The following is an 18,723-nucleotide window of genomic DNA, read 5'->3' on the forward strand; positions in this document are numbered from 1 at the left end:
CCTCGGTTGCAAATATAAGATCATTTTCCGGAAATACGCAATCCCCGGGCGTCTTCTGTCGACTTTTTGGCCGGATCCCGATACTATTGCGCCTGCTCTTCCTCTTCGTCGTCTTCCGCCGGGCGGTTGCCTCCGGGGGGCATAAGCTCCTCCACGAGGCGGTCGGCATCCGAACACGAGACGTACAGGCGGTCTTCGTAGATGTCGGTGATCTCCACGAAGTTTTTCCACTCCGAGGCGTAGAGTTTTACGCGTTCGAACCGCCTGAGGTCGAGGAAATGTCCGTAATAACCGAAGAACCCGCAGCCCCCGAATACCGGAAAGAACCATTTCATCCGCCGAGGGTCGACCCGGCGAACCGAGGCGATCTCGTCGCGGCGGATTTCGGTGATGTCCAGCAGGCAGCGCACCTCGACCTTTTCGTCGGTGACCACGATCCTGCGGGGGATCGACAGCGACATCAGGGCGATGAGCGCCACGATGAACGAGGTGAACCAGGCCGAGAGGTAGCCCCCTTCGTAGAGGTGGTACAACAACCAGCCCAGCAGTACGAAGACCACCAGATAGACCAGCGTCCAGTAGATCGCCCGGCGGCTGAAACGGTATTTATAGGTTTTCTCCATCCGCGCTTTCCTCCGTCTTTTCGCGCCCGGCCAGCAGTGCTTCGGCGATGACCATATCTTCGGGGGTCGTGATCTTCAGGTTCGTACGCTCGCCTTCGCACAGGAATACGGCCTCGCCGGCCTGTTCCACGACCGATGCGTCGTCCGTAAATTCTGGGCGGTACTCTGCCTCGTAGGCGCGGCGCAGTAGGTCGGCGCGGAATACCTGCGGGGTCTGTACGATGCGCAGGCGGCGGCGGTCGGCGATGCGCGAAGCCGTGCCGTCCGTTTCGCGGTACGAATCCACGGCTTCGACGACCGGGATCGCAGTGCCGTGTTCGGCGGCAGCGGCCACCGCACGGCGGATCATGCCGTGTGAGGCCAGCGGTCGTACGCCGTCCTGTACGGCGATCAATTCCGGATCGCGCTTCAGGGCTTTCAGCCCGTTTTTCACCGAATGGAACCGTTCGTCGCCTCCCGTCGTAACCGTGTGTGCCGCGATGTCGAAGCGTGCTGCGAAGTCCTTCCAGAAATCGGCGTGCGCCGCGGGCAGTACCACGACGATCTCCGCCCCGGGCAGCGCCCCGGCGAAATTGTTGATCGTATGTGCCAGGACGGGCAGGCCGCCCAGCATCGTGAATTGCTTGGGGCGCGAACCTCCCATGCGGGTTCCGCCCCCGCCTGCTACGATGATGACTCCTATCTGTTGTTCCATATCAGTTTTTTTCCGAATCCGAGCGTGTTGTCGGTGAATTTCATAAAGTCGGGCGCGATCGCCCACAGGGTCAGTTCTGCCAGTACGGCATAGGGAAACCGCCTGAGGTATGCCCGCCGCGCCGCCTCGTCGGCCCTTTCGGCTTTACCGCACAATTGCAGCCCCTGGACGCGTCCCACGACCTTCGTTTCGAGGACTACCGAGGCTGCGACACACGGGTTGCTGGCCATCTGCTGTGCATGGCGCGTAGTCATGTCCGACGTGAAGATCAGCAAATTGCGTTCTGCATCGTAGCAGTAAAATGCGTTGCTGCAATAGGGCGCTCCCTCGCTGCTCGTCGCCAGCGTCAGCACATGGTGTTTCTTCAGAAACCGTACGATCCGCGTATCGACGCCGGCTTTATGCCCGGCTTCCTGCGTCCCGGTGTTTTCCGCTGCATCCCCCGGATTTCCGGTTTGCCCCGGCGCCCCGGTCTTTTGCCGGGGTGTTCCCGTTTGTTCCCCGGCTTTGCCGGGTGTACTGTCCGTTTCCCGGATGGCTTCCGTCCTCGTCCTGCCGCCAGGCCTTTTATCGAACGGTTCCTGATCCCGGTCTTCCGGCATGTCGGCCGGCAGATGTCCCTTGTCTGTCGTTGCGGTCATTTTCCCCGTTATTTCGCTGCCTCCGGTGCTGCCGGCTGCGGGATGACGAGCGAATCGAGCTGCGTGATGCGCTCCCCCTCCTTCACCTCGCCGTTCAGTTCGGCCACGATACGGTCGCGCACGAATTCGAACGTCGCGCGGTTCTCGTTCGAGATCGGTTCGGCCGGTTCCTGGGGGATTTTCAGCGGATTGATCGGCGTGCCGTTTTTCCAGATGCGGTAGTCGAGGTGGGGACCGGTCGAGGCGCCCGTCGAACCGACGTAGCCGATCAGCTGCCCCTGCGAAACGCGCGAGCCCTTCGAGATGCCCTTGGCATAGCCGCTCAGGTGCAGGTAACCCGTCATCAGGTTGCCGGCATGTTTGATTTTGAGCGTGTTGCCACCGCCGCCGCCCCAGCCCTTGAAGGTCACTACACCGTCGGCTACGGCATGTACGGGCGTGCCTTTCGGCGCCGCGTAATCGACGCCCGTATGCGGCCGGTATACCTTGTAGATCGGATGCTTGCGCGCATAGGTGAACTTCGAGCTGATGCGTGTGTATTTCAGCGGCGCCTTGAGCATCTGCTTGCGCAGGCTGCCGCCGTCGTATTCCCAATACTGGATTTTGCCGCCCTGCCGGAAGGGGATGGCGTAGTACTCCTTGCCGCCCTGGCAGAATTTGGCGCCCCAGATGCGGCCGATGCCGGCCGAAATGCTGTCGTCGATGAAGCGCTCGTCATAGATCACCGTGAAATTGTCACCCTTCTGGATGCCGAAGAAATCGACCGTCCACTGGTAAATGTCCTCCATTTCCGCGGCCAGCGCATAGGGCAGGTGCTCCTCCATGATCGCACCCCACAGCGACGAATTGATCGTGGCGCTCTTCTTGGTGCGGCGCACCGAGAACTCCTTTTCGCCTGTCTGGACGCTGACCGAATCCTCATGGAACCCGAACACCACGTATTGAGACATGTTGCGTTCGTAGACCAGGTAGTCCAGGTGGGGGGCATAGAGCGAATCCTCGTGGATGAAGACGGTGTATTTATGCCCGGCGCGGATGTTGCGCAGCGGGAAAATCTCTTTCGAGGCTTTGTCGAGCCTGTCGACCGTAAGGGCTGAAACGCCGTACCCGTTCAGGATTTTCCCCAGCGTTTCACCGCTGCCCACCTCGCCCGTTTCGGTGCGGTAGTCGTCGGCATTGATGCCGTAAACGATATTCTGCGGCGCGGCTTCTTCCTTTTCGGCCGCGGCTTGTTGTGTGGTTCTGTTGCATGCCCCGGCGGCTACGAGCAGCAGGGCGCATATCGGTAATTTAAAACTTCTCATAGACGCAAGCAAAGATATGAAAAAAACGCAGGAATCCCCAATTTTATTATTCCTTTGTCATTCAGGCCCGGGATTTGCTTTTTTTGTTTTGTGTTCCGGAGATTTATTGCTACCTTTGAAAAATTGTATGGATAAACCGACCCGAAATGTTGAAATGCTTGCTTGCTCCTGCGGCTCTCCTCTATAAGGCGGGGGTGACTTTCCGTCACCGTCTCTTCGACTGGGGTATCCTCAAAAGCGAGAAGTTCGACATCCCGGTCATCTGTATCGGCAACATCACCGTCGGCGGTACGGGCAAAACCCCGATGGCCGAGATGGTGATCGCCTATATGTCGCAGATGCATCGCGTCGCCCTGCTGTCGCGCGGGTACGGCCGCCGTACCAAGGGGTATCTGGAAGTGAAGGCCAACTCCCGTTACCGGGATGTGGGCGATGAGCCGTTGCAGATCAAACTCAAATTCCCCGATACGGTGGTGGCCGTGTGCGAGAAGCGCGCCGACGGGATCCGCCGCATTTGTGCCGAGCACCCCGACGTCGACCTCGTCGTCATGGACGACGGGTTCCAGCACCGCTATGTAGAGCCGAAGGTGAATATCGTGATGATCGACGCCACGCGCCCCGTGCAGCACGACAGGATGCTGCCGCTCGGAACTCTGCGCGACCTGCCCGAAGAACTGCACCGCGCCCACTATTTCGTCGTGACGAAGTGCCCCGAGAAGATGGCGCCCATCGACCGGCGTATCCTGCGCAAGGTGCTCATACAGGTCGCCTACCAGCGGGTCTATTTCACCCGTTTCGAGAGTTTCATGCCGCAGCCGCTCTTCCCGGATGCCGCGCCCGGCGAACCGCTCGTGCAGGGACAGCGGGTGATCGCGCTTTCGGGCATCGGGAGTCCCAAGCCGTTCCTCGCGGCGTTGCGGGAAAGCTACGAGGTGGTGGCCGAGATGACGCTCGACGACCATCACGTCTACAAGGTACGCGACCTGAACCGCCTGCGCGAATTGCTGGACAGGTTCCCCGGGGCGGTCATCGTGACCACGGAAAAGGATGCCGTAAAACTGACCAACCGCGCGAAGATCCCCCAAGAGATACAGCGCAGGATATACTATTTACCGATAAATATTTCATTCATAGAGGATTCGGCGACGGATTTTCTGCAAAAACTGGAAGAAGATGTTAGAGGAAATTAAAAAAACAGCGGCTTTTATCGACGCCGCCACGAGTTCTTTCGCCCCGGAGGTGGGCATCATCCTCGGCACGGGCCTGGGCGGTTTCGCCGATAAGATCGACACTGCATTCGCCATCGAATACAAAGATATCCCGGGTTTCCCCGTTTCGACCGTCGAGGGGCACAAGGGGCGTATGATCTTCGGCACGGTCGAGGGCCGCAAGGTCGTGGCCATGCAGGGGCGCTTCCACTACTACGAGGGCTACACGATGCAGCAGGTGACTTTCCCGGTGCGCGTCATGCAGCTGCTGGGCATCAAATACCTCTTCGTGTCGAACGCTTCGGGCGGGATCAATACCTCGTTCCGCGTGGGCGACCTGATGGTCATCACCGACCATATCAACCTGATGCCCAACCCGCTGATCGGCCGTAACATCGCCGAGCTGGGCCCCCGTTTCCCGGATATGCACAACTGTTACGACAAGGCGCTGATCGCCAAGGCCACGGCCATCGCCGAGGAGGAGAACATCAAACTCCAGTACGGCGTTTATGTCGGCGGCACGGGCCCGACGTTCGAAACGCAGGCCGAGTACCGTTATTTCAAGAACATCGGCGGCGATGCGGCCGGCATGTCGACCGTGCCCGAGGTGATCGTGGCGCGCCACATGTCGATCCCGGTCTTCGGTGTCTCGGTCATCACTAACTGCGGCCTTTCGGACGAGGTGGGTGACCACGAGGATGTGCAGCGGCAGGGCAAGAAGGCCGGCATCAAGATGGAGGTACTCTTCAAACGTATGATAAAACAGCTGTAAGATATGGTAAACAAAGTGATTCTGGTGGGCAACGTGGGTATAGACCCCGAAGTCCGCACCACCGAGAGCGGCGTGAAGGTCGCCCGCATCCGCCTGGCGACGACCGAGCGCTTGTTCGACCGTCAGGCCAACGAGGCCAAGGAGCATACCGAGTGGCACACCATCACGCTGTGGCGCGGCCTTGCCGACGTGGTCGACAGATATGTCCGTAAGGGGACGCAGATCTATGTCGAGGGGCGCCTGCGTACCCGCGAGTGGATGGACAAGGACAACAACAAACGTTATACGACCGAGATCATGGCCGACGTGATGAACCTGCTGGGGCGGCGCAGTGACAACCCGGCTTCGGACAGTGCCTCTTCGGGGTACGGTTCGCAGCAGCAGGCCCCGGCTTACGGAGGACAACCTGCTGCGGGCGGTTTCCAGCAGCCTGCGGCGCAGCAACCCGCGGCGCCGGCCGTTCCGGCGGACGATCCCGACGACTTGCCGTTCTGAGGGTTTCGGAAAGAATGGGCTGTCTAACCAGTCTCGAAAATCGAAAATCACCCCTGCCAGAGTTTATTCTGACAGGGGTGAAATCGTTAAAATTAGACTTGTTAGACAACCTTTTTCGTGTCATTCGATTATGTGTCGAACCGTGCTTCTTCCCGCCCGTATCACGCGGGTGCGTCGGAAGGTTCCCGGTTTGGTCGGGTAACCTGTCTCGTACTTGTCGCCATGACCCGGGGGCTATGTGGCAGGCTGGTGCGGCGATGGCGTCCGGAGCGATAGTTTTTTACGGGCGGCGGCCGGTGGCGGGAATGATGCGATGGGCGGCAGGCTGTTTGCACGACTTGTAATTTGCACAACCGTTCGCCGTTAACACGGCCTGTTGCCATTAGCGACCTGTTGCCGTTTGACCCGTTGCTGTCTGCACGGCCTGGGGCTGTTTGCGGTCACTCGTTTTTGCGGATGTTGAGCCGCTCCCACAGCCATTCGGGGATCAGTTTCCAGAAAAATACCATGACCGCGTAGCGGCGGTCGATGACCACCCTGCGGCGCCGGCGTTTCAATACCCGCATGATGCGTGCTGCGACCTTTTCGGTCTTCATCAGCATCGGGTAGTGCCCGTCGCTCGCAAGCAACGGGGTGGCGACGAAACCCGGGCGGATGTCCGTAAAGCGGATGCCGAGTTTCTCCATGTGCGCGAGCTGCGCCAGCGCGTCGATATAGGTGTTCTGCATGCGCTTGGTAGCCGAGTAGGCCGGGGCGCTGCCGAGTCCCTTCGTGCCTGCGATCGAACTGATGACGGCCAGGTGCCCGCCTCCGTTGGCCCGGAAATAGCCGAAAGCCGCCGTAACCATGCGCACGAACCCTTCGCCGTTGGTGCGCAGGGTGTCGAGTTCGATCTCCGGCAGCAGGCCGGTGTTCCGCTTGCCGATGCCCGAGCAATGCAGGTAGATGTCCATGCCGCCCAGCTTGTCGATCAGGCGGGCGAGCTGTCCGGGTGCGTCGTCGCGCGTGATGTCCAGCGGTTCGGTCTCAACCTGTTCGGGGGCTGTGGCGCGGAGTGCCTCGAGCGCCTCTTCACGCCTTCCTGCTGCGCCTACGCGCCATCCTTCGCGGATGCACAATTTCGCCACTTCGAGCCCTATGCCCGATGTGGCGCCTACGATGACGATACGTTTCATACCGGTCGGTTTTAGATGATTCACCTTTTAAAGATAAAGGCTTTATTCGGGAAATGCAAATAACTCTCCGTTGCGCATCCGGGAATGAGGAAAGTAAAAAAGAACCGTGATTCGGCTCTTTTCCTGTCGTTTTCCCTTTTTTCTCTTTTCGGGCGCCTCCTTATGCGTGCGGGGTTCAGCAAGCAACAGCCGTTTTTCCGTGTCAGACAGGCACGAGGAGGCACGTCGCAGCAGGAAATGCGTGGTTTGGTGCTCATTCACCGAAACGTAGGCCTGTACGAATTACCAGCCCCGGCCGATCATGTAGTTGAGCGCCTCAATGCTTGCAGGGTGCTGTGCGGAAGGCTCCTGACCCCGCGAGGAGATGAGCCCGCCGGATATGCAGGGCAGGGTGGTGAGCAACAGGGGTATCCGTTTCACAGGCCGGATGTCAGCGTTCGTCGATTTCGCGCTGTATGCATTCGATGCCGACCTTGCGTAGCAGGTCGAGCCCCTCTTCCGAGCGGTACTCCTCGCAGTAAACCACTCGCTTGATACCTGCCTGGATGATGAGTTTCGAACATTCGATGCAGGGCGCCGCGGTGATGTAGAGCGTCGAGCCGTCGCAGTTGTTGGCGCTTTTGGCGACCTTCGTGATGGCGTTCGCTTCGGCATGGAGTACGTAGGGTTTGGTCTTGCCGTTCTCGTCCTCGCAGACATTCTCGAAGCCCGAGGGCGTGCCGTTGTAACCGTCGGAAATGATCATCTTGTCCTTGACGATCAGCGCCCCGACCTTGCGCCGTACGCAGTACGAATTTTCAGCCCAGATGCGGGCCATGCGCAGGTAACGCATGTCCAGCTGGCGTTGTTTTTCCTCGTTGTAACCCATAATCCGTTGTCGCCCTCCGTGCGGGAGGCTTATTGCATGTCGATGAATACCTTTTTGACGGCTTCGAGATACCCGTACCCGAATACGTTGCAGGGCATCAGGTAGCTGGTCTCCGTCCATTCGTTCCAGCTGTTGACCGTAATCAGCGGTGCCCGGTCGGGATGTGCGTCGATGTACTCACGCGCCATGCGGAGCCCCCTGGCGAAATTTTCCGGCGTGTTGTTCTTCACCACGGCGCTATGCCCCATGCGGGGACTGTTGTCCCAGCCGACGCTGATATGCGGATAGTAGGTGAAATCGTACGTGGCGTCAATCCTCGCCCATTCGTCGCGCACCTGCTCCAGGATGGTCAGGTAGTCCTGGTCGACATTGGCGAAATGCGCGAACTGGTAGTGTGTGGTGCCGGTGAATCCCAGCGTCCGGATAAAATCGTTTGCCGGGTTTTCCGTCTTGCTGCCATCGAACCCGCTGTAATTGAGGTTGATCGACCACATGGCAAACTGGAGTTCCAGCCCCGGGAACCCGGCTTTCTTCACCTCCTTCTTGAACCATTTCAGGGCATCGGCCGTCTGCTCTACGCCGCCCAGTCCCGCGATCAGTTGCGGCAGGTCGTAGACCATGAAGACCGGCTTGCCGTCGATCTTGTAGTATTGCGGGTGCTTGAAATACTTTTCGATGTTCCGCCGGCATATCTTTTCGAACTCCTCGCGGTCGACCTTTCCCGTCCAGATCACATTCTGCTCGTGTACCCGTGCCAGGCGCGTATCCCAGTGGTTGAGTACGTCGTGGTTGGCCCACATGAGGTAAAACCGCATTTTATCCACGTTGCCGGCCTTCAGGAACCCGTTGTCGAGCGTGGTCTCCATGAAAGGCCGTCCGTCGTACCAGTACCAGTCGAAAATAAAGACGTTCACGCCGTGGCGGGTCGCCTGGTCGATCTCCATCGACATCACCGCCGGGTCGGCTTCGTTGACATAGCCCCACAGCGGTTTGCGATCCCAGTAGTGCCCCGGATTGCGTTGCTGCATGGTCATAACGGTTTCCCATTCCCCGATCCCCATCGGCCAGAAAGGCCGCAGGCGCGGGTCGTCCGATGCATAGGCGGGGTAGACATAGGCCGCCACGTCGTATTGCTTCGGGGCTTTGCCTTGTTGCTGCGCAGCTGCGCGGCCCGCCCCGCAGGCAAGGCAGAATGCCGCGGCCGTTATGCTGTATTTTACCAGGGTTTTCACCGTACGGGCGAACTTGTTTGCAGGTGGTTAAATTTGGTTAAATTCCTTTTCCGTGGCACTGCTTGTATTTCTTGCCGCTTCCGCAGGGGCACGGGTCGTTGCGGCCGACCTTCTTCTCGACATGCAGGGGCATCGGTTTCTGTTTGTCCTGCTGCCCGGCCTGAGCCGCAGCCTGCATGCGCGAGGCCTGCAACTTGTTGACGTCGACTTTGGCACGCTCCTGACGCTCCCGCTGTACGGCCTCGGCGTTCTGGTCGCGCACCGGGATGTAGGCTTTGTTGAGGATGGCCAGCACGTCGCGGTTGACCTTGACGATCATCTTCGAGAACAGCCCGAACGATTCGAACTTGTAGATCAGCAGCGGGTCTTTCTGCTCGTAGGTGGCATTCTGCACGCTCTGGCGCAGGTCGTCCATCTCGCGCAGGTGCTCGCGCCATGCGTCGTCGATCGAGGTGAACATCACCACCTTCGAGAATACCCTGAAGATCTCCGCCCCGTCCGAATTCTTGCATTTCAGCAGGTTTACCGGGACGTTGTAACCCAGGTGGCCGTCGGTGATCGGGAAATAGATGTTCGAATCCAACTGCTCTTTCCGATCCTCGTAGATGCGCTCCATCACGGGGCGTACCGTGTCGGCCACGGATTTCGCGCGGCGTGCATAGGCATCCTTGAGGTCTTTTACGATCAGTTCGGCCAGCTCGGCAGGTTTCGCCGAGCCGTAGGTCGCCTCGTCGAACGAGGGCTCGATGGCCACTTCGCGGATCAGCTCGAACCGGAAATCCTCGAATTCGATGCCGCGGTTGACCTCCACGAAGTTGTCCGCGTAGTCGTACATGATGTTGTTCAGGTCGATTTCGATCCGCTCGCCGTAGAGCGCGTGGCGGCGGCGCGTGTAGATCACCTCGCGCTGCGAGTTCATCACGTCGTCGTACTCCAGCAGGCGTTTGCGGATGCCGAAGTTGTTCTCCTCGACCTTCTTCTGGGCGCGCTCGATGGCCCGCGTCATCATGCCGGCCTGAATCACCTCGCCCTCTTTCAGCCCCATGCGATCCATCATCGAGGCGATGCGGCCCGACCCGAACAGGCGCATCAGGTCGTCTTCGAGCGATACGAAGAACTGCGACGATCCGGGGTCGCCCTGACGTCCGGCACGTCCGCGCAGCTGGCGGTCGACGCGGCGGCTTTCGTGGCGTTCGGTGCCGATGATCGCAAGACCTCCGGCTGCCTTGACCTCGGGCGTCAGTTTGATGTCGGTACCACGGCCGGCCATGTTGGTGGCGATGGTCACCTGTCCCGAGCGGCCCGCCTCGGCCACGACCTGCGCCTCCAGTTGGTGCTGCTTGGCATTGAGGACGTTATGCTTGATGCCGCGGAGCTTGAGCATGCGGCTCAGCAACTCCGAAATCTCGACCGAGGTGGTGCCCACCAGTACGGGGCGTCCCGCCTCGACCAGCTTCACGATCTCCTCGATCACGGCGTTGTATTTCTCACGCTTGGTCTTGTAAATCAAATCCTGGCGGTCGTCGCGGATCACCGGGCGGTTCGTCGGGATCACCACGACGTCGAGTTTGTAGATGCTCCAGAACTCCGAAGCCTCGGTTTCGGCCGTACCGGTCATACCGGCCAGCTTGTGGTACATGCGGAAATAGTTCTGCAGCGTGATCGTTGCGAAGGTCTGCGTCGCAGCCTCGACCTTCACGTGCTCCTTGGCCTCGATGGCCTGGTGCAGGCCGTCCGAATAGCGGCGCCCGTCGAGGATACGCCCCGTCTGCTCGTCGACGATTTTCACCTTGTTGTCCATCACCACGTATTCGACGTCTTTCTCGAACATGGCGTAGGCTTTCAGCAGCTGGTGGATCGTGTGCACGCGCTCCGACTTGATCGAATAGTCGTTGACCACCTGGTCGCGCTTCTGCGCACGCTCCTCGTCCGAGAGGTTGCTCTTCTCCAGCTCGGCCACCTCGGCGCCGATGTCGGGCAGCACGAAGAACCCGTCCTCGTTGAAATATTTCGACAGCACCTCGTGTCCCTTGTCGGTCAGTTCCACCGAATTGAGTTTTTCGTCGATGACGAAGAACAGGTCGTCGGTGATCTCCGGCATACGGCGGTTGTTGTCCTGCATGTAGGTGTTCTCGGTCTTCTGCATCAGTGCCTTGACGCCCGTTTCCGAGAGGTATTTGATCAGCGGCTTGTACTTGGGCAGGCCCTTGTGGGCGCGGTAGAGCTTCACGCCGCCCTCGTCGTTCTTGCCCTCCGAGATAAGCCGGCGTGCCTCGGCCAGCAGGCCCGTCACGAGGTTTTTCTGCAGGTTGTAGAGATGGTCGATGGCCGGGCAGTACTGCTCGAAGAGCTGGTCGTCGCCTTTGGGTACCGGGCCGGAGATGATGAGCGGCGTACGGGCGTCGTCGATCAGCACCGAGTCGACCTCGTCGACGATGGCGAAGTGGTGCTTGCGCTGCACCAGATCGGCCGGCGACGAGGCCATGTTGTCACGCAGGTAGTCGAAGCCGTATTCGTTGTTCGTACCGAACGTGATGTCGGCCATGTATGCCTTGCGGCGGGCGTCGGAGTTGGGCTGCGTGTCGTCGATGCAGGCTACCGAAAGCCCGTGGAACTGGTACATCGGGCCCATCCACTCCGAGTCTCGCTTGGCCAGGTAGTTGTTCACCGTGACCAGGTGCACGCCCTTCTTGGCCAGTGCGTTGAGGAATACGGGGAGTGTCGCCACGAGTGTCTTTCCTTCACCCGTCGCCATCTCGGCGATCTTGCCCTTGTGGAGCACCACGCCGCCGAACAACTGTACGTCGTAATGGATCATGTCCCACTTCGTGTCGTTGCCGCCCGCCATCCAGTGGTTGGCGTAGATGGCCTTATCGCCCTCGATACGGACGAAATCCTTCTCGGCGGCCAGATCCCGGTCGAAATCGTTGGCCGTGACGACCACCTCGTCGTTCTGCGCGAAGCGGCGTGCCGTATCCTTCATGATGGCGAAGGCTTCGGGCAGTATCTCGTCGAGTTTCTCCTCGATCTTCTCGTCGATGCGTTTGGTCGTCTCGTCGATCTGCTTCGAGATACGCTCCTTCTCCTCCAGCGAGGTTTCGGGCAGTTCAAGCTTGGCCTTCAGTTCCACGATGTCGGCCTCGTCCCGGGCGATGAAATCGGCGATCTGTTTCTTCAGCGCTTCGCTCCTGTCACGCAGTTCGTCGTTCGAAAGGGTTTCTATCGAAGGGTACACCGCTTTGATCTTCTGGAGGTAAGGCTCGATCTGCTTGCGGTCTTTGTCGGCTTTCGAGCCGAAGAAAAGTTTGATTAAACTTGCAACTATTTCCATATGTGATTTCAGTTATTTCGGGGTTGTGTACGTAAATCTTACAAAAGTAATGATTTCTTTCAAAACCGCAAAATATTGCGGCGGGGACATCACTCCCCGCCGCAATATTTTTTCATCTGCGGAACTGCCGTCCCGGCAATAGTTTGCAGTTATTTTTGGCGCTTGTGCAGCTTGTAGTAGAGGACGTACAGGCCCGGCAGGCGGTTTATCAGGAAATGCCGGAAGTCCCGGCGGCGGAATTCGAGCGGCATGATGCCTTGCCGGCGGGCTTCCCGGAGCATTTCGCGAGCGTTGCCGAGTTGCCTCACCACGGTCTGTTTGCATGCCAGGCTTAGGGTCTTGCCCACATGCAGGCGCATCAGGCGGGCGCCTGAGGGGTCTTCCGCCCCGATGCGGGAGGCGAAACAGGTCAGGCTTTTCATGGCGCGTACGAGGTCTAAGCGACTTTGCGGCTTATAATTGCCCATGAACGAATCGCTGCGTTGCAGGTAGTTGTAAACCCGGACGGGGAGGTATTGGATCCGCCGTGCGTAATACAACGCGCGGGGTGTGAACTCTTCGTCCTCGTGCCAGATCGGAGCCATCCGCAGTGAGTTGGCGTCGAGCATCTCCTGCGAGTAGAGGTAGGCGTATACCATCGGCAGGAACCGGTCGCGTTGCAGGAAATCGACTCCGCGCTGCACGTCGGAGCCGTTTCCTGCGGAAATCCCGTCGCTCCAGAGTGGGACGTCGTTGCCGTTTTCGTCGATTCCAGCTATTTCGAAGCACAGCATGTCGAGCCCTCCGCACTCCATGGTTTCCACCAGGCGGCCGAGGACATTCGGTTCGAGGTAATCGTCTGCGTCGAGATACATGACGTACCTGCCAGCGGCGCGGTCGGTGCCGTAGTTGCGCGTGCGGCTCAGCCCCTCGTTGGGTTTGGTATATACATGTACGTTGGGGTGCCCCTGCGCCGCCTTTTCGGCGGCTGCGAGCGACCCGTCCGTCGACCCGTCGTCGATGACCAGAATTTCGTACTCCTCGGGAGATAAATCCTGCCCGAGGGCCGAAGCGATGCATTTCCCGATCAGTTTTTCGAGGTTGTACAACGGGATTATGATGCTGACTTTTTTCATATCACCGGAGTTCGAGCCACAGCAGGCGTTTCCTGATTTTTACGATCCACGAGGGATAGAAACATTTGCAGGCGAGCTTGTAACGGTAAACCAACCGTTTGCGCAGCAGTTTCGGATCGTAGGCCCTGCGTTCGGAGTTCGCGCGGTAGAGTCGTTTGAGCAGGCCGCGGTAGGTCGTAAGTTCGTCGCGCCGCAGTGTCCCGACCCGGAGGTTCATCTGCGTGTATATCCGCGATTCCTCGTCGGTGAGCGTCATGCCGAGGGTTGTGCGCAGCAGATCCCGCTGGATAGCTTGCGCGCTGAGGGTCTGCCGGTCTAACTGGCTGGTCGAAAGTTGGTTTTCCCACCTGCGGTAGAAAAACAGATGTTCCGGAATATTCGCCATGTGCATGTGGTCGGAAAGGTCTACCCAGAATTGGTAATCTTCTGCCATGGTATCCCGGAACTGCACTCCCGAACATCGGAACGCCTCGCTGCGCATCATGACCGCCGACATTGCGAACGGGCAGCCGAAAAGCATCTGGATCCGGATTCCTTCGTGCGTGGTGGGATCCTGTATCTTCTGTTCTCGGGCATCGTCCGGCCCGAACATCGTATAGTAACTGCCGCACAGGTCGATCTGCGGGTGCTGTCCGAAGAATGTTGTCTGGCGGGCGAAACGTTCCGGCGAACAGCGGTCGTCGGCATCCATGAACGTAATGAAACTCCCGCGCGCTGTCTCCAGCCCCCGGTTGCGGGTATAGGCGGCGCCGTGGTTCGCGTCGTTGCGCATCAGGACGATCCGTGCGTCTTGCGCGGCATAACGGCTTGCGATGTCGTACGAGGAGTCCGTCGAGGCGTCGTCGATAACGATCAGCTCGAAATCCCCGACGGTCTGCCCGAGGATGTTGCCGATGCTTTCGCCGACGAACCGCTCTGCGTTGTAGAGCGGCATGATGACGCTTATGAGGGGGGATTGCTTTTCCATCGTTGCCTGTTATTCGGTTGAACTTATGCTTTGCAGGATGCGCCGTCCGACGGGGCATTCCGTACAGCGTTTTGCAGGGCAGTATTCCGTGGCGAGTTGCAGCAGCGCCTGCGATTCGAACGCGTTGCGGATCGAAACGCCCGTGTTGCGCCAGTTGCGCATGTAACGGTTGTCCTCGGCTGGCAGGCGTTCGAGCAGCGTGAGGGCGCTGTCGCGCAGCGTTTCGCGCCCGGTGACGCTGCCATAGGCGAATTGCAGGACGGAAACGAGGTTGATGCCGATGATATTGGCCTTGAATGCTCCCAAACGCTTGGGGTGTTCGTCGCTTGCGATCCCCGGGATGTGGTGCGTGCGCCAGTAAGCCGACGCTTCGATGCAGAACAGCCGCCGGATATCCTCCTCCGTGCGGCATGACATGGCGCGTTCCATTACGAATTCGTCCTGTATGAAGAACTCCGCCGCCTGTGCCAGACGCAGTACGGGATGGTTGGCGGGGCGAACTTCGTCCAGTTCCCAGACTCCGGCCTCCAGCGGTTCGATGTCGTATTTGGCCGCCAGGTATTCGAAGTCGCGCGCCAGGTCGAGCGTGTATGCGTCGTGCGGATAGAGCGTCAGCAGCCCCGAAGCCCCGAAGAACATGGCTTCGACGGCCCGCGGCGCCAGCCGTTCGCGCAGGACAACCTTGTAGGGGACGCGGCGTGCCAGCGAGAGGTACGCCTCCTGGTTCCGGCGGTCGCCCAGCGTGCGGAAATAGAGCAGGTAGAAGGTCTGGTTCCAGTTCTCGGAAGCCTCTTCCCGCAGGGCGTCGACCATGCGCATCTTGCGTTCCAGCCGGCTGAAGAGCAGTGCCGTGCATATTTCGCTGCGCTGCAGGGAGCCCAGCCCGGCGAGGTACCCGCCGCAGGCGTACGTCCCGGCCCCGGCCTGCAGCCGGTTCAGCATCCGATGCTCCTGTTCCGCGCCCATGTCAGAACATGTTGAGTTCGAGCAGCGCCTCCTCCGACATCATGCTCTTGTCCCATACGGGGTCGAACGTGAGGATGACGTTCACCGCCTTTACGCCGTCGACCTTGGCAACCTGCTGGTTGACATCCTCCACGAGCATGTCGGCCATGGGGCAGTTGGGCGCCGTGAGGGTCATGCGGATGTTCGCCACGCCGTCGGGCGTGTAGTCTATTTCGTAGATCAATCCCAGGTCGTAGATGTTGACCGGGATTTCGGGATCGTATATGTTCTTGAGCGTAAGGACTATGTCCTTCTCTACCTTCAGTATGTCTTCGGGTGTCATGGCTGTCTGTTATTTTTCGCTTTTGCTTGCGAACGCGAGCGCATAGAGCCGCATCTGCTTGACCATCGACAGCAGGCCGTTCGAGCGCGTGGGCGAGAGGTTGGCGCTCAGGCCGATGGCGTCGATGAAATAGAGGTCGGTGTCGAGGATCTCCTGCGGCGTGCGCCCGTTCAGCACGCGTATCAATAACGCGATGATGCCCTTGGTTATTATGGCGTCGCTGTCGGCGGCATAGTAGACCTTGCCGTCCTCCAGGCGTGCGTCTACCCACACGCGCGACTGGCAGCCGTCGATCAGGTACTGTTCCGTGCGGTGCTCGGCTGCGATGGCCGGGAGCGAGTCGCTCAGGCCGATGAGGTAGTCGTATTTGTCGAGCCAGTCGTCGAATACCGAGAACTCCCCGATGATCTCCTCCTGTATCTTGTCCATATCTTTTGCTTTAAAACCTTACAAATCTATTATTTCCGGCAGTACTTCGCCTTCCGATGCCGCAGGCTCGGTGATCTCCAGCATACGTGCCACGGTCGGGGCCACGGCTGTCATGTCCACGCGGCGCTTTATGCGCTGCGGCCCGACGCCGACGCCGTAGAATACCAGCGGCACCTGCGTGTCGTAGCCGTACATCGATCCCGACGACGACCAGCAGCGCTCCTGTTCCTCGATCCAGCCGGGCATCAGGTTCAGGATGACGTCGCCCGAACGGCGGGGGTAGAAGCTGTTCTGCATCTTGCGGGCATAGCCGCTCCCGAAGTAGCTCGTCCGCATGGCCGTCGCCGAGAGGGCGTGCGACACGCCCCGGAACTGCATGGCGAAGATCGCCACCTCGTTCTGCACCTCGGCCAGGTCGAGTCCCCGCTCGTAGATCAGGTTGTGGTTCAGGTAGACGCATTTGTCCTCGTACTCCAGCACCCAGTCGCCCATGCCGTAGCGGACGTTGAGGAAGCCGTTGACGATCACCTCGAACTGGCGGGTGTTGAACCGGTCGCTCTCTTCGTGCCCCGTGTCGAAAGAAGGGCTGGTGCCGTGGTCGGAGGTGAAGACGACGAGCACCTCGCCGTTTCTGACCTGGGCGAAGACGAAGGTCAGGAAATCGGCCAGGTCGCGATCCAGGCGGTAGTACATGTCCTCGACCTCGACCGACTCGGGGCCGTAGGCCTCGCTGATGCGGCGCGGCGTGTCGAGGCAGATGTTCAGCAGGTCGGGCGTCGCGTCGTCGCCGAGTTTGAACTGGGCGATGGCCTGCTTGGCAAAGCCCAGCACGGCGGTGTTGCCCGCCGGGGTGTAGAGCATTTTGTCGTAGTCCGACGTGAGTTTCAGGCGCCCTTCCCCCGGCTCGTCCTTGTCTTTCCTGCTTTTGCCTGTGAGAACGATGTCCCAGTTGCGGGTGTTGAGGTAGCGTCCCTTTTCGTAGAGCGTGCGCCACTCGGGGGTGATGTATGAGAGGTTGTAGCGTTCGCGGTTGCTGCGGGCTACCCATTCGGGTACTTCGGGGGCGTAATAGGGCGACGTTTCCCAGCCGCAGCGCGCCGAATCGAGCCAGAAGGCCTCGCCGCCGTGCCCGGCCATGATGACCGCCGACATCGCCTCGGTGGCAACCGAGACGGCTTTGGCTCCGGGCTCGTGTTGCAGGAGCGCCTCGGCGAGCGTCGGGGCTATCAGGTTGTAGGGCCCCGGGCCCTTGCGCCCGGCGATCAGTTCCACGGCGTCGTTTTCGACGTAGTCGCGCCAGCGGGCGCCGATTACGCCGTGCGTCGAAGGCATGGCGCCCGTGGTGAGCGTGGCGAGCGATACGGGCGTCGTGGTCTGCTGGTAGTCGTAGCGGCTGTCGGCGAAGACCGTGCCCCCGTCCAGCAGGCGCCTGAGCCCGCCTTCGCCGTAGTTGCCGGCATACCGGCCGAGGTCTTCGGCGCGCATCGAGCCTACGACGATGTTGACGACCAGGCGGGGGCGTGCCGCCGCGGCTTCGAATGCCGCCAGGGCGGCTATGGCGAGTAAAATGATCCTGTGCTTCATTGCGTGTGTGTGATTGGCCGCAAATTTACGAATTTATTTCGATACATCTGCGGAAATATTCCTCCTCGGCCTGAAAATCGACCTGCGGCAGTGCCGCGATCTCGCCTATCCTGCGGCGGCAGAACTCCCGGTAGGCCTCGCTGCGGGGGTTGCGGGGACGGTGCGCCGCCGCGACGACGATGTGCCGCACGTCGGGGAGCAGGCGTCGTGCCTCGTCCGAGAGCACTGCGGGGATGAATTTTTCCCAGACGTATTGTATGGCCTGCGCCGAGGGGTGCACCAGGTCGTCGGCGTAGAAACGGTAGTCGCGCAGGTCGTCGTTGAGCACTTCGTAGGCCGGGAAGTAGTGGACGGCGGCGTGCGCCGCGGCCAGCTCTTCGGCTGCCAGGCGGAGCGTGGCCTTGCTTACGGCGTTGCCCTCCAGCCCGTCGCCGAGGTGCCGCACGGGGCTGACTGTGAGGATGACCTCTTTCCCTGCGAGCGGCCCTGCGAGCAGGGCTGAAAATGCCCCGGTGATCTCCGCGACGCCCAGCCTGCGCCGTACGAATTCGGTCGCGGGCTGCCGGTGGCAGTTGGCCACCACCTGCCCGTTGTGTTCGTAGACCCATGCCGTGCCCAGGGTCAGCAATACCCGGTCGGCACGGCGCAGGGCTTCGGCACCTGCCTTGCGGGCGGCGTTCATCGCAGCCAGCGCCTCGTCGGGCGACGCGGCCGAAAGAGAGCCGTGGAACCCGTAGTGGAACCACAGTTCGCCGTCGAAGTCCAGCTCGGAATGCTGTACGGGCGCCTCGTCCGCATAGCTGCGCAGCGCGGCGGCGATGGAGAGCGGGTTGAACAGGATGCCCGTGGGGTTTGTGACGATGCGGAACCGGGCTTCGGCGAGCCGTCCCGCGATGTGTTCGGCGAAGCAGGAACCGAGGGCCAGGATGCGGTTCCCGTATCCGATTTTCACCCCGAGGGGCGCAATGTCGATTTCGGTGCGGAATTTCATACCGCA

The 18,723-nt window shown here is 60.1% G+C and carries 19 protein-coding genes; 3 read left to right on the plus strand and 16 right to left on the minus strand.

Annotation, left to right across the window (positions count from 1 at the left end; translation table 11 throughout):
• Positions 1-83: 83 nt before the first annotated feature.
• From DW189_RS00490 to DW189_RS00505, 4 genes are read right to left on the minus strand one after another with little or no spacing between them, the layout of a single operon-like run.
• Positions 84-623: a PH domain-containing protein gene (locus DW189_RS00490; protein ID WP_022333419.1), complete on the minus strand. Its 540-nt coding sequence runs from the start codon at positions 621-623 to the stop codon at positions 84-86.
• Positions 607-1,317, minus strand: coding sequence for a 2-C-methyl-D-erythritol 4-phosphate cytidylyltransferase (locus tag DW189_RS00495; protein WP_055204358.1), 711 nt, complete (start codon positions 1,315-1,317; stop codon positions 607-609). The genes DW189_RS00490 and DW189_RS00495 overlap by 17 nt, the downstream gene beginning before the upstream one ends.
• On the minus strand, positions 1,302-1,958 hold the full coding sequence (locus tag DW189_RS00500; protein ID WP_117506498.1) for a pyridoxamine 5'-phosphate oxidase family protein: 657 nt from the start codon (positions 1,956-1,958) through the stop codon (positions 1,302-1,304). Before DW189_RS00500 ends, DW189_RS00495 begins: the two co-directional genes overlap by 16 nt.
• Before the next feature lie 8 nt (positions 1,959-1,966).
• On the minus strand, positions 1,967-3,262 hold the full coding sequence (locus tag DW189_RS00505) for a M23 family metallopeptidase (RefSeq protein ID WP_117506499.1): 1,296 nt from the start codon (positions 3,260-3,262) through the stop codon (positions 1,967-1,969).
• A 146-nt stretch (positions 3,263-3,408) separates the two neighbouring features.
• Between DW189_RS00505 and lpxK the strand changes: the two genes are divergently transcribed.
• The 3 genes from lpxK to DW189_RS00520 are packed head-to-tail and all read left to right on the plus strand — an operon-like array spanning position 3,409 to position 5,737.
• Complete coding sequence (gene lpxK, locus DW189_RS00510) at positions 3,409-4,452, plus strand: tetraacyldisaccharide 4'-kinase (RefSeq protein WP_117506848.1); 1,044 nt, start codon at positions 3,409-3,411, stop codon at positions 4,450-4,452.
• Positions 4,436-5,242, plus strand: a complete 807-nt coding sequence (locus DW189_RS00515; RefSeq protein ID WP_117506500.1) for a purine-nucleoside phosphorylase — start codon at positions 4,436-4,438, stop codon at positions 5,240-5,242. Before lpxK ends, DW189_RS00515 begins: the two co-directional genes overlap by 17 nt.
• Positions 5,243-5,245: 3 nt before the next feature.
• A complete protein-coding gene (locus DW189_RS00520; RefSeq protein WP_055204354.1) occupies positions 5,246-5,737 on the plus strand; it encodes a single-stranded DNA-binding protein in 492 nt (163 codons plus the stop codon).
• Between the two features lie 440 nt (positions 5,738-6,177).
• Here the strand turns inward: DW189_RS00520 and DW189_RS00525 are convergent, their stop codons facing one another.
• The 12 genes from DW189_RS00525 to DW189_RS00575 form a co-directional block, all read right to left on the minus strand.
• Complete coding sequence (locus DW189_RS00525; protein WP_117506501.1) at positions 6,178-6,912, minus strand: SDR family NAD(P)-dependent oxidoreductase; 735 nt, start codon at positions 6,910-6,912, stop codon at positions 6,178-6,180.
• Between the two features lie 282 nt (positions 6,913-7,194).
• Positions 7,195-7,332, minus strand: a complete 138-nt coding sequence (locus tag DW189_RS14325; RefSeq protein ID WP_162508114.1) for a hypothetical protein — start codon at positions 7,330-7,332, stop codon at positions 7,195-7,197.
• A 10-nt stretch (positions 7,333-7,342) separates the two neighbouring features.
• Positions 7,343-7,780: a deoxycytidylate deaminase gene (locus tag DW189_RS00530; RefSeq protein WP_055211264.1), complete on the minus strand. Its 438-nt coding sequence runs from the start codon at positions 7,778-7,780 to the stop codon at positions 7,343-7,345.
• A gap of 29 nt (positions 7,781-7,809) precedes the next feature.
• Positions 7,810-9,012 (minus strand): glycoside hydrolase family 99-like domain-containing protein, encoded by a 1,203-nt coding sequence (locus DW189_RS00535; protein ID WP_117506502.1) that lies wholly within the window; start codon positions 9,010-9,012, stop codon positions 7,810-7,812.
• Between the two features lie 37 nt (positions 9,013-9,049).
• Positions 9,050-12,343 (minus strand): preprotein translocase subunit SecA, encoded by a 3,294-nt coding sequence (secA, locus tag DW189_RS00540; protein ID WP_117506503.1) that lies wholly within the window; start codon positions 12,341-12,343, stop codon positions 9,050-9,052.
• Positions 12,344-12,492: 149 nt separating this feature from the next.
• Positions 12,493-13,458, minus strand: a complete 966-nt coding sequence (locus DW189_RS00545; RefSeq protein WP_117506504.1) for a glycosyltransferase — start codon at positions 13,456-13,458, stop codon at positions 12,493-12,495.
• A 1-nt stretch (position 13,459) separates the two neighbouring features.
• Positions 13,460-14,425, minus strand: coding sequence for a glycosyltransferase family 2 protein (locus tag DW189_RS00550; RefSeq protein ID WP_117506505.1), 966 nt, complete (start codon positions 14,423-14,425; stop codon positions 13,460-13,462).
• Positions 14,426-14,434: 9 nt separating this feature from the next.
• Positions 14,435-15,391, minus strand: a complete 957-nt coding sequence (locus DW189_RS00555) for a DUF2851 family protein (protein ID WP_055204342.1) — start codon at positions 15,389-15,391, stop codon at positions 14,435-14,437.
• A gap of 1 nt (position 15,392) precedes the next feature.
• Entirely contained in the window at positions 15,393-15,713 is a 321-nt protein-coding gene (locus DW189_RS00560; RefSeq protein WP_018695254.1) for a metal-sulfur cluster assembly factor, read from the minus strand.
• A 9-nt stretch (positions 15,714-15,722) separates the two neighbouring features.
• Entirely contained in the window at positions 15,723-16,142 is a 420-nt protein-coding gene (locus tag DW189_RS00565) for a SufE family protein (RefSeq protein WP_018695255.1), read from the minus strand.
• An 18-nt stretch (positions 16,143-16,160) separates the two neighbouring features.
• Complete coding sequence (locus tag DW189_RS00570; RefSeq protein ID WP_055211257.1) at positions 16,161-17,726, minus strand: alkaline phosphatase family protein; 1,566 nt, start codon at positions 17,724-17,726, stop codon at positions 16,161-16,163.
• A 25-nt stretch (positions 17,727-17,751) separates the two neighbouring features.
• A complete protein-coding gene (locus DW189_RS00575) occupies positions 17,752-18,717 on the minus strand; it encodes a GSCFA domain-containing protein (protein ID WP_032135974.1) in 966 nt (321 codons plus the stop codon).
• Between the last annotated feature and the right edge of the window lie 6 nt (positions 18,718-18,723).

This window comes from Alistipes sp. AM16-43 (assembly GCF_003435745.1).
Taxonomy (GTDB): Bacteria; Bacteroidota; Bacteroidia; order Bacteroidales; family Rikenellaceae; genus Alistipes; species Alistipes onderdonkii.

Coding starts and splice junctions, on each gene's coding strand:
- DW189_RS00490 (WP_022333419.1), bottom strand. CDS start 623: ATGGAGAAAACCTATAAATACCGTTTCAGCCGCCGGGCGATCTACTGG.
- DW189_RS00495 (WP_055204358.1), bottom strand. CDS start 1,317: ATGGAACAACAGATAGGAGTCATCATCGTAGCAGGCGGGGGCGGAACC.
- DW189_RS00500 (WP_117506498.1), bottom strand. CDS start 1,958: ATGACCGCAACGACAGACAAGGGACATCTGCCGGCCGACATGCCGGAA.
- DW189_RS00505 (WP_117506499.1), bottom strand. CDS start 3,262: ATGAGAAGTTTTAAATTACCGATATGCGCCCTGCTGCTCGTAGCCGCC.
- lpxK (WP_117506848.1), top strand. CDS start 3,409: ATGTTGAAATGCTTGCTTGCTCCTGCGGCTCTCCTCTATAAGGCGGGG.
- DW189_RS00515 (WP_117506500.1), top strand. CDS start 4,436: ATGTTAGAGGAAATTAAAAAAACAGCGGCTTTTATCGACGCCGCCACG.
- DW189_RS00520 (WP_055204354.1), top strand. CDS start 5,246: ATGGTAAACAAAGTGATTCTGGTGGGCAACGTGGGTATAGACCCCGAA.
- DW189_RS00525 (WP_117506501.1), bottom strand. CDS start 6,912: ATGAAACGTATCGTCATCGTAGGCGCCACATCGGGCATAGGGCTCGAA.
- DW189_RS00530 (WP_055211264.1), bottom strand. CDS start 7,780: ATGGGTTACAACGAGGAAAAACAACGCCAGCTGGACATGCGTTACCTG.
- secA (WP_117506503.1), bottom strand. CDS start 12,343: ATGGAAATAGTTGCAAGTTTAATCAAACTTTTCTTCGGCTCGAAAGCC.
- DW189_RS00545 (WP_117506504.1), bottom strand. CDS start 13,458: ATGAAAAAAGTCAGCATCATAATCCCGTTGTACAACCTCGAAAAACTG.
- DW189_RS00550 (WP_117506505.1), bottom strand. CDS start 14,425: ATGGAAAAGCAATCCCCCCTCATAAGCGTCATCATGCCGCTCTACAAC.
- DW189_RS00555 (WP_055204342.1), bottom strand. CDS start 15,391: ATGGGCGCGGAACAGGAGCATCGGATGCTGAACCGGCTGCAGGCCGGG.
- DW189_RS00560 (WP_018695254.1), bottom strand. CDS start 15,713: ATGACACCCGAAGACATACTGAAGGTAGAGAAGGACATAGTCCTTACG.
- DW189_RS00565 (WP_018695255.1), bottom strand. CDS start 16,142: ATGGACAAGATACAGGAGGAGATCATCGGGGAGTTCTCGGTATTCGAC.
- DW189_RS00570 (WP_055211257.1), bottom strand. CDS start 17,726: ATGAAGCACAGGATCATTTTACTCGCCATAGCCGCCCTGGCGGCATTC.
- DW189_RS00575 (WP_032135974.1), bottom strand. CDS start 18,717: ATGAAATTCCGCACCGAAATCGACATTGCGCCCCTCGGGGTGAAAATC.